Consider the following 23,813-nt stretch of genomic DNA (forward strand, 5'->3'; position numbering starts at 1 on the left):
ATCGACCGATGACCAAAAAAGTCAATATAGCGACCACAAGCGGTGCCGACGTTAGCACCATCAATCAAGCGGTTTCCCAGCGCATCAAGCTCTACCGCAGCCAAAAAAAGCTGTCGCTCGACGAGCTTTCGCGCCTGGCTGGCGTCAGCAAGGGGATGCTGGTGGATATTGAAGGCTGTAAGGCTAATCCCAGCATTGCGTTGCTGTGCAAAATTGCAGCGGCAATGAACGTCTCCGTTGCCGACATTGTGAACGTTGCCAGTGAACCGACGGTACATCTTATCGACCGGAGTGATATTCCCGTGCTGTGGCAGGGAGATAAGGGCGGAAGCGCGAAGCTGCTGGCGGGTACACGCGGGCCGGATATGCTGGAGCTGTGGCAGTGGGTGATGCAACCCGGCGAAGCGTTTGCCTCATCGGGCCATCCTGCCGACACCTGCGAGCTGCTGTTTGTCAACCGGGGCCAGCTCACGCTTCAGGTTGATGGACGTGATTATGTTATTAACGAAGGGTGCTCGGCGGTGGCCAGCACCGACCGGCCCCATGCCTATAAAAATAACACCCGCGACGCGATTGAATTCACCATGACGGTGTATGAAAAAAGCCGCTGATAGTGGCCCGTCAATAACTTGCTCGTAGGCCAGGTAAGCGCAGCGCCACCGGGCATTTATCTGTTCATCCTGCCATGTTGCAGGCTACACCGTATAGATTTGGATATCGTGCCCGCGGAAAGCATCGGCGTAGGCTTTGCTGATATTCTCTTCAACGACCATGACGTCGATCTCGCTACAGGCGGCGACCACGTAGCGGGCTACGGCGGGGATCTTATTGGCGGTAAGCGCGACGATGGTCTCATTGCACTGGGCGATCACCGCTTTTTTGAACTCGCAGTCGGCGTAATCGAACCCTGTCAGGCCCGACTCCGGGGCCATTGCACAGCCGCCGATAAACCCCTGGTCAAAGAGCATGCCCTGGATCTGGGCAATGGCTGGCATCCCCACGCAGCCGCCGGAGGCGCGCTGAACCTGGCCACCAAGAACGATCACCTCATACAGTGGCTTTTTCAGCAGCGCCACCGCAATCTCCGGCGAGTTGGTGACAACGGTGAGCGCCAGCTCGGCGGGAAGCGCCTCAGCCATTGCCAGGTTGGTCGTTCCTGTATCCATAAAAATAGCGCTGCCGGACTTCACCAGCCGGGCGCAGCGCTGCGCGATTTTGCTCTTTTTGACCTGATTTTTCTCTTTTCGCACGGCGTAGTCCCCGGACTCCGGCAGCATCATGATGGCTCCGCCGTAAACCTTTTTACAGACACCCTCATTGCTAAGCTCATGTAAGTCACGGCGAACAGTATGTTCTGATACCCCCAGCCGCACGGCCAGTTCGCTACAGAGCACGCGACCATTCTCTTCAAGGATCTGCCTGATGAGCACTTGTCGCTGCTCGGGTAAAGCTGCATAATCGAGCATGTTAACTCCTAAAAATCCCGAATCGAGCAATACGGAGCATAATCGTGCATTACCATTGTCTCGTCAAACGAATTTGCCCTTAACCAAAAAGAGATCCTGCATGAATGAGAAGCTAGCGACTCGAATTATTTTCTTCGTTGCCGGACTGGCAACCGCAGCATGGGCGGTAATGGTCCCCTTCGCCAAACTCAATACAGGGGCCAATGATGCCCTGCTCGGCATTCTGCTGCTCTGTCTGGGGGGCGGGGCGATTATCTCGATGCCGCTGGCCGGGCCGCTGTCATCCCGCTTCGGCTGCCGCAAGATTATTGGCTGCGCCGTGCTGATTATCCTTCTGTCGATGCCTTTCCTGACGCTGGCCGAGAGCCCGCTAAGCCTGGGCCTGCTGCTGCTGATCTTTGGTACCGGGATAGGGATGACGGACTGTGCCATGAATATTCAGGCTATCCTCGTGGAGAAAAACCAGAACGTGCCGCTGATGTCCGGTTTTCACGGGATGTATAGCGTGGGCGGCATTGCCGGGGCAGGAGTAATGACCGGCCTGCTCAGCATAGGCCTGACCATTCTGAGCGCAACGCTGGTGATTGTGTTGCTGGTGGCTTTACTGGTAGCCGTCAGCTTCCGCCACTTTTTGCCCTATGCTAACCCGACCGAAGGTCCGGCTTTTGCCATCCCTAAAGGTGAGGTGCTACTGCTGGGGATCATCTGCTTTATTGTCTTTCTGGCTGAAGGAACCGTCCTCGACTGGAGCGCGGTCTACCTCGTCGAGGTGAGAAACGTGGCGGATTCGCTGGGCGGGCTGGGCTTTACCTGCTTTGCCGTGGCGATGACCATCGGACGTCTCAGCGGTGATGCGATCATTGCCCGCGTGGGCCAGCTGCGGGTAGTCGTGTGTGGGGCCATCATGGCCTTCGCGGGTTTCTGCCTGATTTTTACCGCCGGCTCGCTCATGCTGCTGCTGGTAGGCTACCTGCTTATCGGTGCCGGATGCGCTAACATCGTCCCGGTCATGTTTAGCCAGATTGGTAAACAAACGAGCATGCCGCAGATGGTCGCCGTTCCCGCCGTAACTACGCTGGGCTATATCGGTGTGCTGTCTGGCCCGGCGATGATCGGCTTTATTGCCCATCACAGTTCATTACCCCATGCCTTTATCGTTGTTGCCGCCCTCATGATCGTCGTCCTGTTGCTCAGCGCCGTGCTCAACAAAACTATGAAGCTGCGGGAAGAGATGTAATACGTAGCAGGGCGGCTATTGACGCCCTGCTTTTTTATTTTTTCTGCTGTGAATACAATTAACGCTATAAATAAAATATTAAAAAGTTATTTTTTCAAGGGGTTGTCATATTGAATCTGCCCTGGGTTGATTCTTTGTCGCTTACATGGTTGATATATCCCTCCGACTACTAATTTAAGCTTGGCTAAACTCTATTTTAGGCTTGTGACTGCTTTTTATTATTAAGAAATCTTAAGGTTGCTCTGTATGATATATTTTGCTGAAAAATGAAGCAGCTGGAACATCTAAATAACAGATGATCCTGATTTTATAGTATCGGACGGTGTAAAATGCTACCTTGGTACAAATTGATATCACTTAACGGCAAACACATTATCGGTTAAAAATAGAGATGAAAAAGCGTATTTCCGATGATATAAAGCTGTTATCTCCTGCTGATGTACTAGGGTGCTTTTTATGTTCCGAAATATGAGTGTGCGCACGTTCATAATGATATACTTGTTTGCTTCATTAGGGCTAATGAATATATTAGTGATAGCTCTCACAAAAAATAATACCCTGATGCTGCTAATTTGCGCGGTATCCGTTTTAACCCTTTCTTTTATGTGGCTATATCTTACAACCTATCTTGTCTCGCCTATTAATACGGTGAAAAAAAGTATCGATGAGGTCACGGCGGGAAACCTGTCTGTGACGATCCCTGAGTTTGGCAACAACTGTGCGGGGCGCCTCATCCCCGGTATTAACAGTCTTGCCAGCAACATCGCCACCCTGGTGCGTGAAATCCGTGCCTCCTCCCAATCTGCTATGGATCTCTCCGAACAGCTCGCTGCTCGCAGTACCGAACTGTCGGTGAAAACCGAGGAGCAGTCTGCGGCGCTTATCCAGACGGCGTCCAGCATGGAGCAGATGGCTGCCAGCACCAAAAATAACGCGGGTAATACCCAGCTTGCCAGCCAGCAGGCAGATGAGGCGACCCGCTGCGCACGTCAGGGGGGCGAGCTGATGACGCAGGTGGCGGCCAATATGCAATCCATTACCGACTGCGCGCGCCAGATGACGGAAATTATCTCTCTGATTGATGGCATAGCCTTCCAGACAAATATTCTGGCGCTCAATGCGGCGGTAGAGGCAGCGCGGGCAGGGGAGCACGGTAAAGGCTTCTCGGTGGTAGCCGGTGAGGTACGCCATCTTGCTCACCGCAGCGCTGAAGCGGCAAAAAGCATCAAATCACTGATTGACGTTACTGCGCAGAACGTCTCCCAGGGCGTCACCATCGTTGATGAGGCGGAGAAGAACATGCTTGAGATCGTCTCCGGCTCCGGACTATTGAGTAAGCTAATGGATGAGGTTTCCGTGGCGACGCTACAGCAGGAGAAGGGTATCGCACAGATCACCCAGGCACTCTCGGAGCTGGAACGCGTCACGCAAAGCAACGCCACGATGGTTGACGAGCTGGCTGGATCCTCCGACGTGCTTAAGCGTCAGGTTATTGAACTGCAAGGCAGAACGCGTAACTTCCGCCTGGCGGGTTCTGCGCCTGCGGGAAATTCACCTTTTCCCCTGCAAATTCAGTGTAATGGCTAATTTTCAGATTACTTACTGACGCCGCCCAGCTAGACTGTCACTATTAGCATGCTAAATGTGGAGGAGCCGTGGAGGCGATTAAGGGATCGGACGTTAACGTGCCGGATGCGGTTTATGCATGGCTGCTGGACGGCAAAGGGGGCGTAAAGCCGCTGGGCGATGATGACGTTATTGACGGTGACCATCCTTGCTGGTTGCATCTCAACTATACCCAGCCGGAGAGCGCCCAATGGCTGGCCTCTACGCCGCTGCTGCCTAATAACATCCGCGATGCACTGGCTGGCGAAAGCCTGCGCCCGCGCGTTACCCGTATGGGCGAGGGAACGCTAATCACGCTGCGCTGCATCAACGGCAGCACCGACGAGCGTCCCGATCAACTGGTCGCCATGCGTCTCTATATGGATGAGCGGCTGATTGTCTCTACCCGCCAGCGGAAAGTGCTGGCGCTGGACGACGTGGTCAAGGATCTGGAGGAGGGAACCGGGCCGGTGGACTGCGGTGGCTGGCTGGTGGACGTCTGCGATGCGCTAACCGATCACGCCAGCGAATTTATCGAAGAGCTGCACGATAAGATTATTGACCTGGAAGATAATCTACTCGACCAGCAGATCCCGCCCCGTGGTTTTCTTGCTCTGCTGCGCAAGCAGCTGATTGTGATGCGCCGCTATATGGCTCCCCAGCGTGACGTCTATGCCCGGCTGGCCAGCGAGCGTTTTCCGTGGATGAATGACGATCAGCGTCGTCGGATGCAGGATATCGCCGACAGGCTGGGTCGCGGCCTTGATGAAATTGATGCCTGTATTGCCCGTACCGCTGTTATGACCGATGAGATCACCCAGGTCATGCAGGAGTCGCTGACGCGCAGAAGCTATACCATGTCACTGATGGCGATGGTCTTTTTACCCAGTACGTTCTTAACTGGCCTGTTTGGCGTGAACCTGGGCGGGATCCCCGGCGGTGAGTGGCATATGGGCTTTCCGCTGTTCTGCCTGATGCTGGTGGTGCTGATCGGTGGAGTCACGTGGTGGCTGCATCGCAGTAAATGGCTGTAAAATTTCACATTTTTAACAAAATATGAACATGGAAACGCCGTTTTATTTGCGCGAAATCAATAAACAAAAAGGCCAATCAGGGCAATATCTATCTCGCAGGTGAATGCAACGTCAAGCGATGGGCGTTGCGCTCCATATTGTCTTACTTCCTTTTTTGAATTACTGCATAGCACAATTGATTCGTACGACGCCGACTTATAATAGTCGGCTTTTTTTTGCCTCTTGTGCATCAGCTTCTACCCTTAAAGAGAGCGATGCCATCACCCGGAGGTAAAACATGTCCAGCCTTACCTTATTGAATCCCACTGACTCTCTGCCCGCCGATCCCGTGCCGACCGATCCGGTCCCGGTTCCTGAGCCTATTCCCCGGCCACAGCCGTTGCCCGATCCGCCGCCGAACGAGGAGCCGATTAAAATGTCGCGTTAAAGAGGCAGATCTGAGAGGATACGCGCCTGCTGACGTAGCCTTTTACCGCGAGAAAATATTGTGACCGCTTTTTCAACACTGAACACCCTGCCCACAGCCCAGCTCGATAATCTTAACGAGCTGGGTTACCACACCATGACGCCCGTGCAGGCTGCGGCGCTGCCCGCGATCCTTGCCGGTCAGGATGTGCGCGTGCAGGCAAAAACCGGCAGCGGTAAAACGGCGGCGTTTGGCCTGGGCCTGCTGCAGCACATCGATGCCAGCCGCTTTCAGACTCAGTCTCTGATCCTTTGTCCTACCCGTGAGCTGGCCGATCAGGTAGCGAACGAGATGCGTCGACTGGCGCGCTATATGCCAAATATCAAAATTCTGACCCTCTGCGGCGGCCAACCCTTTGGCGCGCAGCGCGACTCGTTGCAGCACGCGCCGCATATTATCGTTGCCACGCCGGGTCGCCTGCTGGATCACCTGCAGAAGGGCACCGTCAACCTCGACGCTCTGCAAACGCTGGTGATGGATGAAGCGGACCGGATGCTGGATATGGGCTTCAGCGACGCCATTGACGAGGTGATCCGCTTCGCGCCTGCATCACGCCAGACGCTACTCTTCTCTGCTACCTGGCCTGAAGCCATCGCGGCGATCAGCGGCCGCGTACAGCGTTCGCCGCAGACTATTGAGATCGACACCGTTGATGCGCTGCCTGCCGTTGAGCAGCAGTTCTTTGAGGTTTCGCGCCAGGGCAAAATCGGCCTGCTGCAGAAGCTGCTCAGCCAGCACCTGCCTGCCTCCTGCGTGGTCTTCTGCAATACCAAAAAGGACTGTCAGGAAGTCTGTGACGCGCTGAACGACGCAGGCCAGGAGGCGCTGGCCCTGCATGGCGATCTTGAGCAGCGCGATCGCGACCGGACCCTGGTACGCTTTGCTAACGGTAGCGCCCGCGTGCTGGTTGCAACCGACGTCGCCGCCCGTGGCCTGGACATTAAAGCCCTTGAGCTGGTAGTGAACTACGAGCTGGCATGGGATCCGGAAGTGCACGTGCACCGCATTGGACGTACCGCCCGTGCTGGTAACAGCGGCCTGGCTATCAGCTTCTGTGCCCCGGAAGAGGCGCAGCGCGCCAACATTCTTGCTGAGATGCTCCAGATCAAGCTGAACTGGCTAAACGCGCCCGCCAACGTCAAGATCGTGCCGTTGGAAGCGGAGATGGCCACGCTGGTCATCGACGGCGGTAAAAAAGCCAAGATGCGTCCGGGTGACGTGCTGGGCGCGATGACCGGTGATATGGGATTAAACGGGGCGGATATCGGCAAGATCACCGTGCATCCGGCGCATGTCTACGTTGCGGTGCGGCAGAGCGTTGCTCGCCAGGCGTGGAAGCAGTTACAGAGCGGTAAGATCAAAGGCAAGAGCTGCCGGGTAATGCTGCTGAAGTAGGGCAGAGAAGGGCAGGAATAGGGCTCTCCGGCGTTTGTCCACCGGAGAGCCAGCGCGTTATTTCACTTCCACTACGTTGAGGCGCAGGGCATCCAGCGGCGTCTCGTCCTCTTCCGGCTGCCAGCCCGCAGGCTGCAACGGCATAGGTTCACGATCGAACGCCAGATCGCCGCCGTCTACCACTTCCGAACCGTGGGTAATGCCTTTAAAGTCAAACAGCGAGATATCGTTCAGGTGCGACGGCACCACGTTCTGCATGGCGCTGAACATGGTTTCGATGCGGCCCGGGTAGCGCTTGTCCCAGTCGCGGAGCATGTCGGCAATCACCTGGCGCTGAAGGTTTGGCTGGGAGCCGCACAGGTTGCAAGGGATGATCGGGTAGCCTTTAGCCTGGGCAAAACGCTCGATGTCTTTTTCCCGGCAGTAGGCCAGGGGACGGATGACAATATGCTTGCCGTCATCGCTCATCAGCTTCGGCGGCATGCCCTTCATTTTTCCGCCGTAGAACATATTCAGGAACAGCGTCTGCAAGATGTCGTCACGATGGTGGCCAAGGGCGATTTTGGTCGCGCCCAGCTCCGTTGCGGTGCGGTAGAGAATGCCGCGACGCAGGCGTGAGCAGAGTGAGCAGGTGGTTTTCCCCTCGGGGATCTTCTCTTTCACGATACCGTAGGTATTCTCTTCGACAATCTTATACTCAACGCCTAACTGCTCGAGATAGGCAGGCAGAATATGCTCCGGAAAGCCCGGCTGCTTCTGGTCAAGGTTTACCGCCACCAGCGAGAAGTTAACCGGCGCGCTCTGCTGCAGGTTACGCAGGATCTCCAGCATGGTGTAGCTGTCCTTACCGCCGGAGAGGCACACCATGATGCGATCGCCCTCCTCAATCATATTGAAGTCAGCAATGGCTTCGCCCACGTTACGACGCAGGCGTTTCTGCAATTTGTTTAAGTTGTACTGCTCTTTCTTGTTAACGTCTTGATGCTCTTGCATGGTGTGCTGTCTCGGTTGACCGGGTCGTCATTCATTCTATGTCGCGTATGGTACGGATTACGGCGACGAATGCCAGCATGTTTTACACTGGGGTCCCACTAAATCACGACGTTGCTCAGGCTCGCGGCTTTATGGCTCAAGGCGGTATTTAGCCTTGCGGAGCCTGTAACAGGGCAGGCTCATCCTTCGAGATTGAACCGTATTTGATCTCTCTGGCGATAAAAGGCTGAGGTTTACTAAACAGATATCCTTGTGCGAAATCGCAGCCCAGTGCCTTAAGGTGTTCCAGTTGTTCTTGTGTTTCAATACCCTCTGCGACAGTCTTCATATTGAGGGATTTCGCCATGCCGGTGATGAGTTTTATGATATTAAGAGCATCCTCCTTTTTAGCTATCGAATGCACAAAGGATTTGTCTATTTTAATTTTATCAAAGGCAAGCTGGCTTAGCCGGGAAAGAGAAGAGTATCCCGTACCAAAATCGTCGATGGAGATTTTTACGCCGAGAGCTCTAAGCTTATTAAGGGTATTCATCGGCATATTGCTCTCAGTAAAGAGAGACGATTCAGTAACCTCCAGTTCAAGTCGGTCAGCGGGCAGCCCTGTTTCTTTCAGTATAGACAGCACTATTCCTGCAAAGGCTTTGCTGCTTAGCTGAACAGGTGAGACATTTACTGAGATTTTAACCGGAACGGCCCAGCAAGCAGCTTCTCGACAGGCCATTTCAAGTATGGATTTCCCCATCTCGTTAATCATTCCTGTTTTTTCAGCAACCGGAATAAAACTATCTGGCGATAAAAGACCCTTTAGCGGATGTACCCAACGAATAAGGGCTTCATAGCTGTAAACTTCCCGACTGTACGAATCCACAATCGGTTGATAATACACTACGAATTCTTTATTGACTAACGCCAATGCCATATCATGCTCAAGGGTTCTCCTCTCCTGCAGCTTATCTAACATTCGCTGACGGAAAACTTTAATCTTGCCTTTGCCTTCATTTTTGGCTTCATAAAGGGCCAGGTCGGCAAATTTATAGAGATAGTCGGAACGGCGCTCAGTTTCTGAGTTAACAATGCCTACACAGGTGGTTATGTTGATAATTGTGCTATAAATAGTGTAGGGCTGGTTAATGCAATCACATATTCTTTGGGCGAGTGTAACAGCATGATTCTCTGTCAGATCGCTCGAGAGGATTGCAAACTCATCCCCACCTAAGCGATACAGCAACTCCGCTGGAAGACTCATCGAAAGCAGACGCTGAGATATTAGGCGTAATAACATATCACCAGCATCATGACCATACGTATCATTTACCTCTTTGAACCTGTCTAAATCAAACAACATCACGGTCACAGAGCTTTTATTTCTTTCAGCTATCTCGATGGTTTTATTTAAATTATCCCAGAAAAACAGTCTGTTACTCAGCTCTGTAAGAGGATCGTGGTAAGCGTCATACTCCAGCTTTGTATTCTGGATTTGCAGTTTTTCTTTAGATTCCTGCAGCTCTCCAGCAAGACTCTTGACCTGAAGATGTGCCTTTAGAATATTTCTGTTTTGATAAAAAATCAGCACGCCCAGTATCGCACTCAGTATTATTAACAGTACAGAAATTGCGGAATAAATAGAGTATAAGATTTGAATTTTACTGTTGGCGCTATTAATAAGGTTAATATCTTTGTTTAAAGCGTCGGATGAAAGGCGGCTCAAAGGGGCGTCAATCGAATACATTACCTTCAAATACCCCTGGATTTCTGCGCGAGTCATTTTCTCAATGTTCGCATCCAGATAATTAAGAATATTTTCGAGTTTTACAGCCAGGTCATTAAGTGCTTTATTGCTATGTATAAATTGCCCCAGATCTCCTTCCTTCAATAAATCACTTTGGCTGAGCATGATGTCAAGATGAAGGCGAACATCATCCACCGTCATCGTCTCATCGATAGTATAAAGCCCAAGCCATGATTCGAAACGGTAATACCCCGAGACAAGCTGTCCAGCAGACCATGAACTGGCGTAGTGCGTCAGTTTCTGCAACTCTTGCTGTCTTTCATGTACAAGGAAAGATATATACCCGGTAGATATAAAAAGGGCAAATATTATACCAGCCAATATTCTGTTCATGTTATTCGTCTGAGACCTTACTCAATGCTCATTTTGCTGACCTGCCATGCTGACCTTGAATAAAAGACCTGGTTATTCAGTTCAGGCTCACTGTCATAGGGGTACACGATGAATAGCGGACCTTTGTCGCGGACGCGCATGTATTGCCCATTGATTTTTAAAGCAAGGATCACATTATATTTTTGGAAATCACTAAGAGGGATAACGGTAGTGTAGTCATTGAGTGCAGAGACCTTAACGACAGAGCCTTTCGCCCCTACGTACGCCATAAGCGTTTTCATCGGAATACCCGTAAAGGTTGTGCGCCCATTGTACCAGGGGGAGGCAGTCTGGAAACTAACCATACCCAGCTTCTCAAGGCTGGCGATATCGAAAACGGCTTTACCCTCTTCGTTTGTATTTTCTATATTACCGGACAGTGTCAGAAGGGGTTTCCCGGCGGGTTTGGGGAGTTCCCCAGCTAAAGCCTGCATGGAGATCGCAAAGCTTAACAACATGACAATTAACTTCATTCTAACCTACCTATCAAACGAATATAAAACAATTATAATTGAGTTATTATGCTATTTATACATGCCGCCTGGCGAATAACAATCCGTTGAGGAGATTTATAAATTAACAAGTAAAAATCAATGGGTTAGGTTGCGTGCTGTACCAGGGTGTTGATCGTCTAAGGTCGGTGCTATTATCTTTTAGGTGCGTTAAAAACATCATGCCTGTACGAAGAATAATCTATGTGTTTGATTAGTGCAAATAAACTCACACGAATGTTAAGGTTTAAAGGTTTATCCAGGCTCAGAGCATGATTGTTTGCAAGGCCATCATTAACGGTAGTTTTGGTACTCGCTGGCTGAACGACAGGGCCATTCAGCCCCCCTTGGCACTAAGGTATATCATACACATAACGCCAGATGTTAGCAGGAGAGGGGAGAAAACTGGCACTTGCTGTCTACCACCAGACAATAGCGGAAATTCTACTAAAGGAGTAAAAATGAAACAGGTAACGCCAAGCTATACGGCTGTTGATTTATCTCGTTGGGCAAGAAAGGAGCATTTTGAGGTATTTCAAGGCTTTGCTCAATCTACAATTAACCAAACCGTTCTGTTAGACATTACCGCGCTGCTAAAAAATATCAAAGAGGTGGGTTGGAAATTTTACCCTACTATGATTTTTCTGGTTTCCAAGATTGTAAACCGGCATACGGAGTTCCGTATGGCCATAAAGAACAATGAGCTGGTTATATGGGATGAAATTCATCCAAGCTATACAATTTTCCATAAGGAAACGGAGACCTTCTCATCATTATGGAGCCACTACGATGGTAATATTCATCACTTCCAGAGCGTTTATGCAGAAGACGCTGCACGCTATGGTAATAACCTTGCTTATTGGCCGAAGGGGGAGTCACGGGAGAACGTCTTTTTCATATCAGCTATTCCGTGGGTAACTTTTACCAGTTTTAATGTTAATGTTGCTAACATGAAGAATTTTTTTGCCCCCATGTTCACTCTGGGAAAGTACTACAACCAGGATGGAAAAGTATTGTTGCCTTTCGCCGTTCAGGTACATCATTCCGTGTGCGATGGTTACCATGTGGCAAGACTGGCCAATGAGTTACAAGAAATGTGTAATGACGTAATGCGCCATTCTGCAGAGCACGCAGAGTAGACATTACGTCCAGGTAATTTATGCGACTGTTCTGCCGCGTGGATCCATACATCGTATGAGCCCCCTCTACGTAACAACATACCAGGAGCAATGCGAGTCACGGGGTTTGGGATTTATCATTTGTCACTATACGAATGGCTTCGGCATGGAGTTTTTTCATGCCATCTATAGATTCTCTCTCTCCCAGCCTGAGCTGGGCCAGGATGTTTTCAGTTTCTATTGGCTTTCCCAGTGCTATCAGACACGAAATGGCATAACCTATTACTGCATAGATATCATGCATTTTTTCTGATTTATCGATGTCCATATAAATATCCTGTTTAACGCTCATGCAAGATACCCCTCCTAAAATCATACTAAAAAAGAAAAGCATACACAGAATAACGCCATAACGTTAATGGTTTTTTCCATTGAGTTGGCGCCGCGTCAGCACGATATTGAATAATAAACATGAAGGTTTGTGCTTACCCCTTGCTGGCAGGTGACGCTTTATCGGTCATCTTCGTAGCGGCCGACAGATAACCACCATAGCGACGGCACTACACAGCGGGAAAATCGCCAGTTCCAGCCATGGAATAACGGCCTGTGGGCCGGGGGAGAGAGCGGCATCAAGACGGGTACCAAAAACCAGATTTCCCACCAGTACCGCGCATCCACCCGCTGAGGCTAGCGCCCCGTAATGCGCACCCAGCGTGGACTCATGCGAGAACCAGGGAATAAGATCCTTCACGGCAGGCACCAGTAGCATTTGGCCCAGCGTCAGCAACGTCACAAAACATATTGACGGCAGCAGACGCAGCCAACCGTCTGGCGGCGCTGACGCGGCAAACAGCGCTACGCTGGCAAACGCAGCGGCGAGGAGCAAAAACCCAATAGGCAAGATTAGCGCCGCGCCGGCCCGCCTCGCCACGCGTGCCAGTGGAAGCTGGCACAGAATAATCAGCAGTGAAGCCAGTATAAACAGCGGGCCAAGATCTTTCTCACTCCCCCCGGCGCGCTGGGGATCTCTACCGGCAAGGCAAGATAGAGCTGGTTATAGCTCAACAACCACGAGCTGTAGGCAATGATAAAGGCGACAAACCGCGGTTGCCGAAACGTCGTCCACCAGGGAACTATCTTCAGCGTTTGAGCGCTGGGTGGGGCAGAAGGCAGTGAGAAAAATAGCGTTATCAGCGCGATAACAAAAATCCCGGCCCCCGCAAGTGCGATTTGGCGAAAGCCGAACCCGGTCAGTAGCGCACCCGCAGCCGGACCGAGCACCGCCCCGAGCTCGCCGCATACGGCGAACAGGGCAAACCACTCTGCGCGGCTGCGCTTACCCTGGGCCTCGCTTTGCGTGCCTGCTTTTGCCAGCAGTGCTTCAATAGAGGGCGAGAAAAACGCGCCGCCGATGCCGGTCAGGCAGGCCCCCAGGATAACGGGCCACAGGGTGTGGCTGAAGGCCAGCATCAAATAGCCAGCAATCCGTAGAAGGCAGCCACACAGAATAACGATTTTTGCCCCAAAGCGGTCAGAGAGTGCGCCGCCAACGATGAACATCCCTTGCTGCGAGAAGGTTCGCAGTCCCAGAATCAATCCAATCAGGCCGCCGGAGAGCATCATGTCATCGCGCAGAAAAATCGCCAAAAACGGGACAACGGCGTAGAAGCCAATATTAAAAACAAACTGGCTACCCAACAAAATGGGCGGCCAAAGTGTGCCTGCTGGGCGAAGAGGGTTTTGTGACATTTACACGCGCTTATATTATGAAATGAATATGCTTTTTGCCATGGAAGGGGGAAATTTCAATACGGGTTTTGACGTTGAACACCTCCCGAAGCAGATCCTCACTGAGGATCGCTTCCGGCGTACCGGTGGCGACAATTTGCCCCTGTCGCATGACAATAAGACTATCGCAAAACATTGCGGCATGATTGAGATCGTGAATGGCCACTATGCTGGTTACCGGCAGCGTGCTGATGAGATGCATCAGCTGCATTTGATGGTGGATATCGAGATGGTTGGTCGGCTCATCCAGCAGGATTTCAGTCGGCGACTGTGCAAGCGCCCGGGCAATATGCACCCGCTGGCGTTCACCGCCGGAGAGGCTCAACCATCCCTGATCGTTGCGATCCAGCATATCGACCCGCTGTAAGGCGGCATCGACGATCTCGTCATCTTTGGCGCTCCAGCTGGAGAAGGGCGAGTGGTGCGGAATGCGTCCCAGCTTGACCACATCGCGTACGCGCATATTGGCCTCGGTCATGCCATGCTGCTCAACAAATGCAACCCGGCGGGCAAGCGTCTTTCTGGCGATGCGGGTGATATCCTGCTCGTCGAGCAGTACGCGACCTGCATCCGGACGGCGTAATCCGGCAAGAATGCGTAGCAGTGAGGATTTACCGCAGCCGTTGGATCCTAACAGGCCAACGGTTGCCCCCCGATCAATGCGCAGCGAGACGTTGTTGACGATGATCTTTTTACCCGCCTTCCAGGTAATATTTTCAGCGGTAATACTCATCAGGTACTCCTTGAGCGGAAGATAATCACGGCGAAGAAAGGCACGCCTACCATGGCGGTGACGACGCCGACCGGTAAGCTTTGCGGCGCGATAAGCACCCGTGAGGCGATATCAGCCAGCACCATCAGGATCGCACCCGCCAGCGCGCTGGCGACCAGTAGCGTTCGATGCAGTGGGCCAAACATAAACCGCATAATATGAGGAACCACGAGGCCCACAAAGCCGATGGAGCCAGCCATGCTGACGATAGTAGCGGTCATGAGCGCGGTGAGGGTAAAGAGAATCAGCCGCACCACAGGAACGGCGATACCCAGCGAGGCGGCAGCATCGTCACCGAAGGTAAAGGCATCCAGCGCCCTGGCGTAGAAAAGACAGACCGCAAGCCCGATCAGCACCACCACCAGCGCAAGCTGAAACTCCGGCCAGCGTACGCCGCTAAAGCTACCCAGCAACCAGAACAGCACGTCACGCGCCTGCTGGGCACTGGCCGATGTGCTAATGGTATAGGCCGTAATGGCATTAAACAGCTGCGAAGCGGCAACCCCAGCCAGAATGGTCTGCTGATTGCCGCCGCGTGCACCGTTGGTCAGAAAAGCGACGAATGTAAAGGCTGCAAACGCACCGATAAAAGCCCCGGCGGAGAGCGACAAAGCCCCCGTGCCGATGCCGAGCACCACCACCATGACCGCGCCTGTAGATGCGCCAGCAGAAACGCCGAGCACGTAAGGCTCGGCTAGCGCGTTTTTCAGCAGGCTTTGTAGCACTGCACCACAGATGGCGAGTCCTGCCCCGCAGCAAGCCGCGACCAGCGCACGGCTCAAGCGAAAATCCCAGATGACGCTTTCATAGATGCGGTTAAGCGGAACGGCGGTCAGCCCCATCTTATTGCTGATGGCGTAAAAAACGTCCCGCAGCGGGATTGACAGCTCTCCCACGCTGACGCCCAGGGCAATCGCCATACATAACAGAATGACAGACAGCAAGCATGAGACGGTTAAAAACGTGCCCTGTTGCGCGTGCACCATCGGTAAGGCCATCAGTTCAGCCCCAGCTTTCTGAGTTGTTCGCCGACTTGCTCAGCCCCATAGAGGGTACGAACCGTGGGATTCATGGCCTGGCCATCCATCACCACGATATGACCCTTTTTCACCGCATCCAGCTGGCTGATCGCTGGATCGCTTTGCAAAAATTTAATCTTCTCCTGCGCGTTGTCCAGCGTCCAGCGGTTACGATCCAGGCTGGAGACCACAATGACATCCGGGTTGGCAGCAATGATGCTTTCCCAGCCTACCGTCGGCCACTCAGCCTCGGAGGTGATTGCGTTATGACCGCCCAGCACGTCAGCGATAAATCCGGACGCGCTGTTTTTACCTCCAACGTAGGCATCAGCCGACGGAGACGCGCTGGAAAACCAGAAGACAAAGGAGAGATCTCTCTTATTCTTACTGAACTCGTTGCGTAGATCGCTTTCGCGTTTTTTAAAGTCGGCAACCAGCGCGTCGCCACGCGGCTGTACGTCAAAAATCATGGCAAAATCTTCAATCTCTTTATACAGATAGGCCATGTTCCACAGCGTATGGCGACTGCCATACATATCTCCCGCCGCTTTTTTTGTCGCGCACATACCAGGAGAGAGGTAGCTGTTAACGCCAACGGTGGCGAGATCCTCGCGCTTCGCAACCTTACTCTCAGGCCCCAGCAGCAGAGGCAGCTGCGCGGGCACAAAATCAGGGTTTTGTGAAAGCACGGACTCCAGCGTCGGGATCTCCACGGTCAGCAGCTTGATCTGCGCATTCTGTTCGGCCAGCTGCGGCATCACTTTCGTTGGCCAGAAGGCACTGGCAGTGATTTTATCCTGCAATCCCAACAGCAGCAGGATCTCCACGGTATTTTGTCCAAGGGCGACCACGTGCTCGGGGCTTTTGTTGAACGTCTCTTTATAGCCACAGTTGTCAATGGTGAGTGGGTAGGTAGTTGCCGATGCGGCGCTAAGCGTGGAAAACAGTATGGCTGCTGCGCAGATAACCTTTTTCATTAAATCCTGATCCTGAGGGGATATATCTTGATATTTAAACAGGAATGATAATGAAAATTATTTTTAATGCGATAAAAAATTGGTGGTGTGGGTCACATCAGTTGCTTTCGTAACATAAAAACAAACCTGCCATTGAGCAGGTTTTTTCTGTTTGTAAGAGGCGTACCAGCACGTTTTAACGTAACAGTACTTTACCAATCAGATAGGTTATTGCCTGACCACCAATGTGGATCCGGTCGCCCACGCGCTGGCAGCGCAAATCTCCTCCACGCTCTGAGCACTGGTGCGCCAGCATTTCTGTCTTATCTAATTTTTCAGCCCAGTAAGGGATGAGCATGCTGTGCGCAGAGCCTGTGACCGGGTCTTCCGCGACGGCTTCTCCCGGACAGAAGAAACGGCTGACAAAGTCGACCTCTCCTTCGCCCGGCGCGGTGATGCAGACCATTTTCCCGAGAGGAAGCATGGCGTTGATGTCTGGACGTACCGCTTCCACCTGACGCTGATTTTCCAGGACAACAAGGTAATCACGCGCCACGCGTACCTCTTTGCACTCGGCGATGCCCAACGTTTCCAGAAGTAGAGGCAGCGGCATCACGGGCTCTGTTTCCCAGGCAGGAAAATCCAGCGTCAGCCAGTCGTCACTCCGCGTTACCGTCAGAGGACCCACAAAGCGGGTATCGAAACGGATAGTCGTATCAAGGTAATCAAGATGTTCGAAAATGACGTGTGCCGCAGCAAGGGTGGCATGCCCACAGAGATTAATCTCTCCCTGAGTGGTAAACCAGCGTAGCTCAAAGCCATTATCATTTGCGATAAAAAATGCCGTTTCTGACTGGTTGTGCTGCTTAGACATTTTCAATAATGTCTCATCGGGCAACCATTCCGTGAGCGGGCATACTGCGGCGGCGTTACCGGTAAATGTGGTGGCCGCGAAGGCGTCTACCATATAAAAATCAATTTCTTGCATCACGAAAATCTCTCGTCGATCCCAGGGTAAATTCTACTCTATCAGAAACGATTGCATGAAATCACTTAGTGACCGTGAACCGTTAAGCCTACCAGCCGGATAACAATCGGACGCACAACGAGGATGCAAACCTGGAAATTTAGCGTCAAGGGGCAATCTATAAGCGCGAAACTCAACCCAGGTTCATTAGCGACGATATCGATATCATAACTAACATCGCTGTAAACGGAGGGAGGGGAACGACTTTATATCGTCACCTATGAATATTTATGCCTGCGTTAATGAGCGTCAGCGCTTAATTCAAAGGTCACGGCATTTATTACATTTTTAGAAACGGCGTTGGCCAGCAAAGGGGATGCACATCTCAAAATGTCTGCTTTGACTTCACAGGCTAACTGAGATTCTGCGCATAAAACGTCAACGCTTTGGCATAACGCTGAATGCTCAACGTTGGCGGATAGTTTGACACCAGTTCAAGCATCACCGTCATCGCGCGATCGTGTTCACCGAGGTTATGCAGACAGAGGGCATAGAAGGGGATAGCTTCGCTGGCGTCGGGATAGTCGCGGATAATCTCCTCGAGAATCTGTTTCGCGAGCGCGTACTTCCCCAGACAGCGCCAGGTGCAGGCGAGGCCGAGCCGGGCTTCAAACAGATTATCGCCTTCCAGTCCTTCGTTCAGTGCCGCAAGATAATATTCAGCGGCAGTCTCTTCCAGCCCCTGATTGTCGTATGACCATGCGATATTAAGCAGCGCTTCCGCTTTCAGCGTGGGAAGTATTGTCAGCGTCCTCAGCAGGTCGCGGCTCTGTTCATACTCGCCTGCGGCGCGCAGGGAAATTGCCTGTTCAATTCTTGGATCCACAGTCATAAACCTTGTTGCGTCAATAGGTTGATTATTGACCCAATATATCTCATTTGAGAGGCAGCGTGCGGTTTTTATGGTGGGGGTGAAAAGATATCGGTGCCGGGTGGTATCACCCACCCGGCAGGGGACTACGCTATCGCTACGTCTTCCTTAATTTGCTCAAGATAACGATCGTAACGTTGCAGGAACAACACTTTACAATCGTTATCCATATTTCCTGTTATTGCCTCCGTGCAGAGATGTCGCCCTTGCGAACGCATCTGGGCAAAACTGAAGGCCAGGAAATCAAAATCCCCAGAAGACACTGCATACTTTTGACTCACTACCTGCATGAATTCCTCCTCTATTGTGGGTAAAGCAAAAAGGAAATATGCATATTTAACTTAAGTATGGTTCAAAAATCGCGGTTCGGTGAGAAGTGTGGAACGATTGCTGTAACCTATCAATATGGGAGCGCCAGTGCGCTCCCATTGATTCACTACTTATAACGACTGCAGGAACGCCAGCAGGTCGTTGTTCAGCTGATCCTGATGCGTGACGGCAAAGCCGTGCGGTGCGTTATCGTACACCTTCAACTGCGCGCCGGGGATGCTTTCCGCTGCAACTTTACCGGTGGTTTCAAACGGCACCACCTGATCGTTGCTGCCGTGGATCACCAGCGTCGGCACATCTACTTTCGCCACGTCAGGACGGAAATCCGTTTCGGCAAAGGCGGTCACGCAGTCGATAGTCCCTTTCAGCGAGGCGAGCAGGGCAATGTTCAGCGTCTGGGTCAGCACACCCTCAGAGACATTCTGCCCGGCGTTAGTGCCGTAGAACGGGGTAGAGAAGTCGCTGATAAACTGCGCCCGGTCTTTACGTAGCCCGTCGCGGATACCTTCAAATACGCTCTGATCGACGCCCTGCGGGTAGTCGGCGGCTTTGCCGAAAATAGGCGTCACCGCGCCCAACAGCACCAGCGCTTTCACACGTTCACTACCGTAACGGCCGATATAGCGGGTCACGTCGCCGCCGCCCATTGAGAAACCGACCAGCGTAACGTCACGCAGATCGAGGCTGGTAATCAGGTCGTTGATGTCAGAGGCGAAGGTATCGTAGTTGTAGCCTTCCCACGGCTGATCCGAGCGGCCAAAGCCACGGCGATCGAAGGCGATGACACGATAGCCACGCTCGGCCAGGAAGTTCAGCTGGCTGTCCCACATGTCGGCATCCAGCGGCCAACCGTGGCTGAACAGAACCGGCTTACCTGAACCCCAGTCTTTGTAATAAATCTGCGTGCCATCCTGCGTCTTGATTGTGCTCATGTCAGATCCTCAGTAGTAATAACGGGTTTTGGGTTGTGCTGCTTACGTAACGGGTGCTATCAGGTAGCGAGCCGCTGGGCGTTCGCTCCCCCGATGAAAAGCATAGACTTTGCTTTGGATCAGCAGATCGTTGGCCGTGTGGCGCTCCTGCTGACGCAGGTGCTCGATCCAGGTGCCGATAACAAAGGTTTCAAGAAAAATCCCTGGCCGTTGAATATCTTCATACACCGACCAGCTTAGCGCGCCGCCGCGCTGGCGCACCCGGCGCATCTCCTGAATGCTCACAACAAAGTCATACACGTCATCGGCGTCAATTTGATACTCATAACTCACCATGATCGGGCCGCGCTCGTGAGAGACATCCAGCGTCCGGGCGAGGTTGTCCACTTCACGCAGATCCAGGTTGAGATCGGGATTCTCATCCAGCCGCCAGCGGAGTACGGTCAGGCTGGCCAGCATCATGCCCACCGTTGCCACGCAGAGCGAGACGGGGAGGGTGAAATGCGATGCCAGCTGGCCCCAGATGGCGCTGCCTACGGTCATTGAACCGAAAAATACCGTGAGATAGACCGCCAGCGCCCGCGCTTTAACCCATTTTGCCGCGCTGCGCTGCGCGCCCATGTTGAGCGTCGAGAGCACCGCTATCCAGGCGAAACCGGTGATGAACAGAAACGCGTTCAGCAGCCAGAAGTGGCGAACAAAGGCCAGGGCCAGCATTGCGGCGGCATAAAACAGGCTGGTCATCACCATCAGGCGGTCCGGGTTGAGCCGCTTGCGCAGGCCAGGCAGCAGCACCGCGCCAAAAATCGCCCCGATACCAATACAGGCCAGCATAATGCCGTAGCCACCGGGGCCGAGCCCCAGCTCGCGTCGCGCGACCAGCGGCAGTAGAGCCCAGGCGGCGCTGCCGAAGAGGAAAAACGCCACCGTGCGCACCAGCACGTTGCGCAAGACTGGAGCGGCATGCACATAGCGTAATCCTGCCCGAACGGCGGGGAAGAAGTGCTCCGGCGGCAGGCGCTGAATAGAGGGCTCCGCTTTCCAGCGATAGAGCACCCATGCCACGCCCAGCACCGACAGCGCATTCAGCATGAACACCACCCACGGACCGGCAAACGACAGCACCAGCCCGCCCAGCGCCGGGCCAATCGCGCGGCTGATGTTGATCCCCAGCGAGTTCAGGGCGATAGCCGGGGCCAGCTCATTTTTCTCTACCAGATCCGGCACGATAGCCTGAAAAGGCGGCGAGCTCATTGCCGCGCCTGTGCTCAACAGGAAAGCAGCGATAAGCAGCACCGTCGGCGTTACGTAACCGGCCAGCGACAGCAGGGTCAGGCCCGCCGCAGCGATAAAGACCCACACCTGGGAGAAGAGCAGGTACTTCCGCCGGTCGACGATATCCGCCATCACCCCGGAGGGCAGGGCGAAGAGAAACATCGGCAGGCTGCTTGCCGCCTGCACCATCGCGACGGAGAGCGGATCCGCGCTCAGCGTCAGCATGGTCCAGTTGACCCCGACATCGTTCATCCATGAACCAATGTTGGACACCACCGTCGCTATCCACAGCATGCGAAAAATGGGGTTACGCAGCGGCTGCCAGGAGGATACGGCGGCGGGCTGCGTCGTCACCGCATGGATATCATTTACCTGCGCCATAGCGAAACTCCTGTACCCGACTCGTGAAGGGCCGCCAGCTGCCGGGCCCGGTGATAGCCAGCGTGGTGAAGATAATCAGCAGCAGCCAGCCAAACTGGCCCTCCGCTACGCTCCAGCCAGGGTGCACCACCAGCATCGCCACCAGCAGCACGCCGATAATCGGCAGGCAGGCCAGCCGTGTACCGACGCCGACGATGATGAAGAGCGGGCAAACTACCTCGGCGAAGATAGCCGGTAAAAGGCTGGCCCACGGCCCCAGTCCAAACGGATCTTCGATCCGCGTCAGCTCTTCACTAAAGTGCATCATCTTCGGCAAACCGTGCACATAGAGCAGCAGCAGAGAGCCGGTGAGGCGCAGGAAGAACAGCCCCGCATCAATACGGGGCGCAAAAGCGAATGTGCTTTTCATTGTTATCAGAAGGCGAAGCAGCTGCAGCCGAGCGCGCCCCAGAAGGCGCTGTCGTCTGAAACTGGAACCGAGGAGTGGCGCGCCACGTCGTGCTGGTGGCTGTGTACGCCGCACGGACCGCTGCAGTGGTGCACGGCAGGCATCAGCCCGACGCGGTTTTGCTGCGGTGGGGCGCTGCGGTAGTGGCCCGGCACGTTGACCACCGGCGACCACTCTGGCAGCACAGGAATCGACGGCGGAGCTTCCGAGGTAAAGGCCCCTGCGGCGTAGACGATGTTGCCATCCACCACGGTCAGCACGGATTCGATACCTTTGATCTCCTCTTCCGGCACGCGGAAATAGTCTTTGCTCAGCACGGCGAGATCCGCCAGCTGGCCAACTTTGATCTGGCCCTTTTTGCCCTGCTCGCTGGAGAACCAGGCGCTGCCCTGGGTCCAGAGCATCAGGGCGGTGTCGCGGTCGAGGCGCGCGTTGACGTCATACATCTGCATGCCGCCCACGGTGCGGCCAGAGACCAGCCAGTAGAGCGCAGTCCACGGGTTGTAGCTGGCGACGCGGGTAGCGTCGGTACCCAATCCCACCGGGACGCCGGTCTCCAGCATCTTCGCTACCGGCGGGGTGTGGCGCACCGCCTCCATGCCATAGCGCTCGGCGAAATATTCGCCCTGGAAGGCCATCCGGTGCTGTACCGCAATGCCGCCGCCCAGCGCTTTGATGCGGTCGATGTTGTGTTGGGTGACCGTTTCGGCATGGTCAAAGAACCAGTGCAGGCCGTTGAAGGGAATGTCGCGGTTCACTCTCTCGAACACATCCAGCATACGGCTGATGGATTCGTTATAGGTGGCGTGCAGGCGGAACGGCCAGCGGTGCTCTACCAGATGACGGACGACGCGCTCCAGCTCGTCTTCCATACCCGGCGCGAGATCCGGGCGCGGTTCAAGGAAATCTTCGAAGTCCGCGGCGGAGAAGACCAGCATCTCGCCTGCACCGTTGTGGCGGAAGAAGTCGCTGCCCTGGCCCGGCGTCAGCATATCGGTCCACTTCTCAAAATCTTCCAGCTCATGGCCGGGACGCTGGGTAAACAGGTTATAGGCGATGCGGATGGTCATCTGCTCTTTGGCATGCAGCTCGGCGATCACCTCATAATCTTCCGGGTAGTTCTGGAAGCCGCCGCCGGCGTCGATGGCGCTGGTCAGGCCCAGGCGGTTCAGCTCGCGCATAAACTGGCGGGTAGAGTTGACCTGCTGCTCCAGCGGCAGCTTCGGCCCTTTTGCCAGGGTAGCGTAGAGGATCATGGCGTTCGGGCGGGCAATTAGCATCCCGGTGGGGTTGCCGTTGCCGTCGCGCTGGATCTCGCCGCCGGGCGGGTTCGGGGTATCTTTGGTGTAGCCCACCACCTTCAGCGCGGCGCGGTTGAGCAGGGCGCGATCGTAGAGATGCAGAATAAACACCGGCGTATCCGGCGCGGCCTCGTTGATCTCATCCAGGGTGGGCATCCGGCGCTCGGCAAACTGAAACTCTGACCAGCCGCCGACCACGCGCACCCACTGCGGAGAAGGGGTGCGCAGCGCCTGCTCTTTCAGCATACGCAGCGCGTCTGCCAGCGACGGCACGCCTTCCCAGCGCAGTTCAAGATTGTAGTTCAGACCGCCGCGGATCAGGTGCAGGTGGGAGTCGTTGAGGCCTGGGATCGCGGTGCTGCCTTTGAGATCGATGACGCGCGTGCCTTCCGCCTGGTGCTGCATCACCTCTGCCGCCGTGCCAACCTCCAGAAACTTGCCGTCGCGAATAGCCACCGCATCGGCGACCGGGTTTTCCCTGTCTACCGTATGAAATTTACCGTTGAGTAAAATGAGTTCTGCCTTGCCGAGCGAGACCATTGGGTTCTCCTGCTGAAGCGTCCGAAGCCTGATGCGCCGGACTATAAAGTGATGGGATTATCTTCAGCAGGGGGATCGGGCGTCTAGTTATACGAAGGTATACCTATACGAAGGTATAGTTATACACAGAGATAATAGTTATGCCGGTTCAGGGGTTTTACTATCCGTGTCGATAACAATCTGTTTTAACTTACACGACAATGGAAA

At 53.8% G+C, this 23,813-nt stretch carries 22 protein-coding genes and 1 pseudogene; 7 read left to right on the forward strand and 16 right to left on the reverse strand.

Translation table 11 applies throughout. The features are described 5' to 3' along the window. Window positions 1–8 precede the first annotated feature (8 nt). A complete protein-coding gene (locus WFN61_RS13490; RefSeq protein WP_257757786.1) occupies window positions 9–611 on the forward strand; it encodes a helix-turn-helix domain-containing protein in 603 nt (200 codons plus the stop codon). Window positions 612–695: 84 nt separating this feature from the next. Here the strand turns inward: WFN61_RS13490 and WFN61_RS13495 are convergent, their stop codons facing one another. Beyond that, entirely contained in the window at window positions 696–1,466 is a 771-nt protein-coding gene (locus tag WFN61_RS13495; RefSeq protein ID WP_312282384.1) for a DeoR/GlpR family DNA-binding transcription regulator, read from the reverse strand. A 100-nt stretch (window positions 1,467–1,566) separates the two neighbouring features. Here WFN61_RS13495 and WFN61_RS13500 point away from each other — a divergent pair, with 100 nt between their 5' ends. The 5 genes from WFN61_RS13500 to dbpA all read left to right on the forward strand — a co-directional run bounded on the left by WFN61_RS13500 (window position 1,567) and on the right by dbpA (window position 7,203). Beyond that, window positions 1,567–2,703, forward strand: coding sequence for an MFS transporter (locus tag WFN61_RS13500; protein WP_337038781.1), 1,137 nt, complete (start codon window positions 1,567–1,569; stop codon window positions 2,701–2,703). Between the two features lie 456 nt (window positions 2,704–3,159). Continuing rightward, the gene (locus tag WFN61_RS13505) at window positions 3,160–4,290 is read left to right on the forward strand and encodes a methyl-accepting chemotaxis protein (protein WP_144815002.1); all 1,131 of its coding nucleotides are present in this window, start codon (window positions 3,160–3,162) and stop codon (window positions 4,288–4,290) included. Between the two features lie 68 nt (window positions 4,291–4,358). After that, window positions 4,359–5,342: a zinc transporter ZntB gene (zntB, locus tag WFN61_RS13510; RefSeq protein ID WP_144815005.1), complete on the forward strand. Its 984-nt coding sequence runs from the start codon at window positions 4,359–4,361 to the stop codon at window positions 5,340–5,342. 277 nt (window positions 5,343–5,619) lie between these two features. Continuing rightward, entirely contained in the window at window positions 5,620–5,769 is a 150-nt protein-coding gene (ynaL, locus tag WFN61_RS13515) for a proline-rich small protein YnaL (protein ID WP_186370524.1), read from the forward strand. A 60-nt stretch (window positions 5,770–5,829) separates the two neighbouring features. Next, window positions 5,830–7,203 (forward strand): ATP-dependent RNA helicase DbpA, encoded by a 1,374-nt coding sequence (gene dbpA / locus WFN61_RS13520; protein WP_144815010.1) that lies wholly within the window; start codon window positions 5,830–5,832, stop codon window positions 7,201–7,203. 57 nt (window positions 7,204–7,260) lie between these two features. Here the strand turns inward: dbpA and ttcA are convergent, their stop codons facing one another. The 3 genes from ttcA to WFN61_RS13535 all read right to left on the reverse strand — a co-directional run bounded on the left by ttcA (window position 7,261) and on the right by WFN61_RS13535 (window position 10,830). Beyond that, window positions 7,261–8,196, reverse strand: a complete 936-nt coding sequence (ttcA, locus tag WFN61_RS13525; RefSeq protein WP_312282382.1) for a tRNA 2-thiocytidine(32) synthetase TtcA — start codon at window positions 8,194–8,196, stop codon at window positions 7,261–7,263. 148 nt (window positions 8,197–8,344) lie between these two features. After that, window positions 8,345–10,318 (reverse strand): putative bifunctional diguanylate cyclase/phosphodiesterase, encoded by a 1,974-nt coding sequence (locus WFN61_RS13530; protein WP_337038782.1) that lies wholly within the window; start codon window positions 10,316–10,318, stop codon window positions 8,345–8,347. 17 nt (window positions 10,319–10,335) lie between these two features. Further along, a complete protein-coding gene (locus tag WFN61_RS13535) occupies window positions 10,336–10,830 on the reverse strand; it encodes a molybdopterin-dependent oxidoreductase (protein WP_144815214.1) in 495 nt (164 codons plus the stop codon). 479 nt (window positions 10,831–11,309) lie between these two features. On the opposite strand from WFN61_RS13535, the gene catA reads away from it, so the two are divergent. Next, entirely contained in the window at window positions 11,310–11,987 is a 678-nt protein-coding gene (gene catA, locus WFN61_RS13540; RefSeq protein ID WP_312282380.1) for a type A chloramphenicol O-acetyltransferase, read from the forward strand. Window positions 11,988–12,084: 97 nt separating this feature from the next. Here the strand turns inward: catA and WFN61_RS13545 are convergent, their stop codons facing one another. The 12 genes and pseudogenes from WFN61_RS13545 to WFN61_RS13600 form a co-directional block, all read right to left on the reverse strand. Further along, the gene (locus WFN61_RS13545; protein ID WP_257757716.1) at window positions 12,085–12,318 is read right to left on the reverse strand and encodes a hypothetical protein; all 234 of its coding nucleotides are present in this window, start codon (window positions 12,316–12,318) and stop codon (window positions 12,085–12,087) included. A gap of 165 nt (window positions 12,319–12,483) precedes the next feature. Continuing rightward, window positions 12,484–13,715 (reverse strand): annotated as a pseudogene (locus WFN61_RS13550) (MDR family MFS transporter). Window positions 13,716–13,725: 10 nt separating this feature from the next. Then, complete coding sequence (locus WFN61_RS13555) at window positions 13,726–14,487, reverse strand: ABC transporter ATP-binding protein (protein ID WP_257757714.1); 762 nt, start codon at window positions 14,485–14,487, stop codon at window positions 13,726–13,728. Next, window positions 14,487–15,512, reverse strand: a complete 1,026-nt coding sequence (locus WFN61_RS13560) for a FecCD family ABC transporter permease (protein ID WP_436880900.1) — start codon at window positions 15,510–15,512, stop codon at window positions 14,487–14,489. Before WFN61_RS13560 ends, WFN61_RS13555 begins: the two co-directional genes overlap by 1 nt. Window positions 15,513–15,523: 11 nt before the next feature. Next, entirely contained in the window at window positions 15,524–16,522 is a 999-nt protein-coding gene (locus tag WFN61_RS13565) for an ABC transporter substrate-binding protein (protein ID WP_144815232.1), read from the reverse strand. 175 nt (window positions 16,523–16,697) lie between these two features. Continuing rightward, window positions 16,698–17,489 (reverse strand): PhzF family phenazine biosynthesis protein, encoded by a 792-nt coding sequence (locus tag WFN61_RS13570; protein WP_337038887.1) that lies wholly within the window; start codon window positions 17,487–17,489, stop codon window positions 16,698–16,700. A 391-nt stretch (window positions 17,490–17,880) separates the two neighbouring features. After that, a complete protein-coding gene (locus WFN61_RS13575; protein WP_337038784.1) occupies window positions 17,881–18,354 on the reverse strand; it encodes a tetratricopeptide repeat protein in 474 nt (157 codons plus the stop codon). 131 nt (window positions 18,355–18,485) lie between these two features. Beyond that, window positions 18,486–18,689, reverse strand: coding sequence for a hypothetical protein (locus WFN61_RS13580; RefSeq protein WP_144815247.1), 204 nt, complete (start codon window positions 18,687–18,689; stop codon window positions 18,486–18,488). Between the two features lie 150 nt (window positions 18,690–18,839). Then, on the reverse strand, window positions 18,840–19,661 hold the full coding sequence (locus WFN61_RS13585) for an alpha/beta fold hydrolase (RefSeq protein WP_222887859.1): 822 nt from the start codon (window positions 19,659–19,661) through the stop codon (window positions 18,840–18,842). A 42-nt stretch (window positions 19,662–19,703) separates the two neighbouring features. Beyond that, on the reverse strand, window positions 19,704–21,317 hold the full coding sequence (locus WFN61_RS13590; protein WP_337038785.1) for an MFS transporter: 1,614 nt from the start codon (window positions 21,315–21,317) through the stop codon (window positions 19,704–19,706). After that, window positions 21,301–21,726, reverse strand: a complete 426-nt coding sequence (locus WFN61_RS13595) for a DoxX family protein (RefSeq protein ID WP_312274380.1) — start codon at window positions 21,724–21,726, stop codon at window positions 21,301–21,303. Before WFN61_RS13595 ends, WFN61_RS13590 begins: the two co-directional genes overlap by 17 nt. Before the next feature lie 5 nt (window positions 21,727–21,731). Next, complete coding sequence (locus tag WFN61_RS13600) at window positions 21,732–23,606, reverse strand: amidohydrolase (RefSeq protein WP_144815260.1); 1,875 nt, start codon at window positions 23,604–23,606, stop codon at window positions 21,732–21,734. Window positions 23,607–23,813: the final 207 nt, after the last annotated feature.

This window comes from Pseudescherichia sp. AS216 (assembly GCF_037152055.1).
GTDB lineage: Bacteria > Pseudomonadota > Gammaproteobacteria > Enterobacterales > Enterobacteriaceae > Pseudescherichia.

Bases quoted from the DNA above. Each gene is read 5' to 3' on its own strand.
- WFN61_RS13490 (WP_257757786.1), top strand. From the start codon at position 9: ATGACCAAAAAAGTCAATATAGCGACCACAAGCGGTGCCGACGTTAGC.
- WFN61_RS13545 (WP_257757716.1), bottom strand. From the start codon at position 12,318: ATGAGCGTTAAACAGGATATTTATATGGACATCGATAAATCAGAAAAA.
- catA (WP_312282380.1), top strand. From the start codon at position 11,310: ATGAAACAGGTAACGCCAAGCTATACGGCTGTTGATTTATCTCGTTGG.
- WFN61_RS13560 (WP_436880900.1), bottom strand. From the start codon at position 15,512: ATGGTGCACGCGCAACAGGGCACGTTTTTAACCGTCTCATGCTTGCTG.
- WFN61_RS13495 (WP_312282384.1), bottom strand. From the start codon at position 1,466: ATGCTCGATTATGCAGCTTTACCCGAGCAGCGACAAGTGCTCATCAGG.
- WFN61_RS13570 (WP_337038887.1), bottom strand. From the start codon at position 17,489: ATGCAAGAAATTGATTTTTATATGGTAGACGCCTTCGCGGCCACCACA.
- WFN61_RS13555 (WP_257757714.1), bottom strand. From the start codon at position 14,487: ATGAGTATTACCGCTGAAAATATTACCTGGAAGGCGGGTAAAAAGATC.
- WFN61_RS13500 (WP_337038781.1), top strand. From the start codon at position 1,567: ATGAATGAGAAGCTAGCGACTCGAATTATTTTCTTCGTTGCCGGACTG.
- WFN61_RS13505 (WP_144815002.1), top strand. From the start codon at position 3,160: ATGTTCCGAAATATGAGTGTGCGCACGTTCATAATGATATACTTGTTT.
- WFN61_RS13600 (WP_144815260.1), bottom strand. From the start codon at position 23,606: ATGGTCTCGCTCGGCAAGGCAGAACTCATTTTACTCAACGGTAAATTT.
- WFN61_RS13580 (WP_144815247.1), bottom strand. From the start codon at position 18,689: ATGCAGGTAGTGAGTCAAAAGTATGCAGTGTCTTCTGGGGATTTTGAT.
- WFN61_RS13595 (WP_312274380.1), bottom strand. From the start codon at position 21,726: ATGAAAAGCACATTCGCTTTTGCGCCCCGTATTGATGCGGGGCTGTTC.
- WFN61_RS13535 (WP_144815214.1), bottom strand. From the start codon at position 10,830: ATGAAGTTAATTGTCATGTTGTTAAGCTTTGCGATCTCCATGCAGGCT.
- ttcA (WP_312282382.1), bottom strand. From the start codon at position 8,196: ATGCAAGAGCATCAAGACGTTAACAAGAAAGAGCAGTACAACTTAAAC.
- WFN61_RS13530 (WP_337038782.1), bottom strand. From the start codon at position 10,318: ATGAACAGAATATTGGCTGGTATAATATTTGCCCTTTTTATATCTACC.
- WFN61_RS13590 (WP_337038785.1), bottom strand. From the start codon at position 21,317: ATGGCGCAGGTAAATGATATCCATGCGGTGACGACGCAGCCCGCCGCC.
- ynaL (WP_186370524.1), top strand. From the start codon at position 5,620: ATGTCCAGCCTTACCTTATTGAATCCCACTGACTCTCTGCCCGCCGAT.
- WFN61_RS13585 (WP_222887859.1), bottom strand. From the start codon at position 19,661: ATGAGCACAATCAAGACGCAGGATGGCACGCAGATTTATTACAAAGAC.
- WFN61_RS13565 (WP_144815232.1), bottom strand. From the start codon at position 16,522: ATGAAAAAGGTTATCTGCGCAGCAGCCATACTGTTTTCCACGCTTAGC.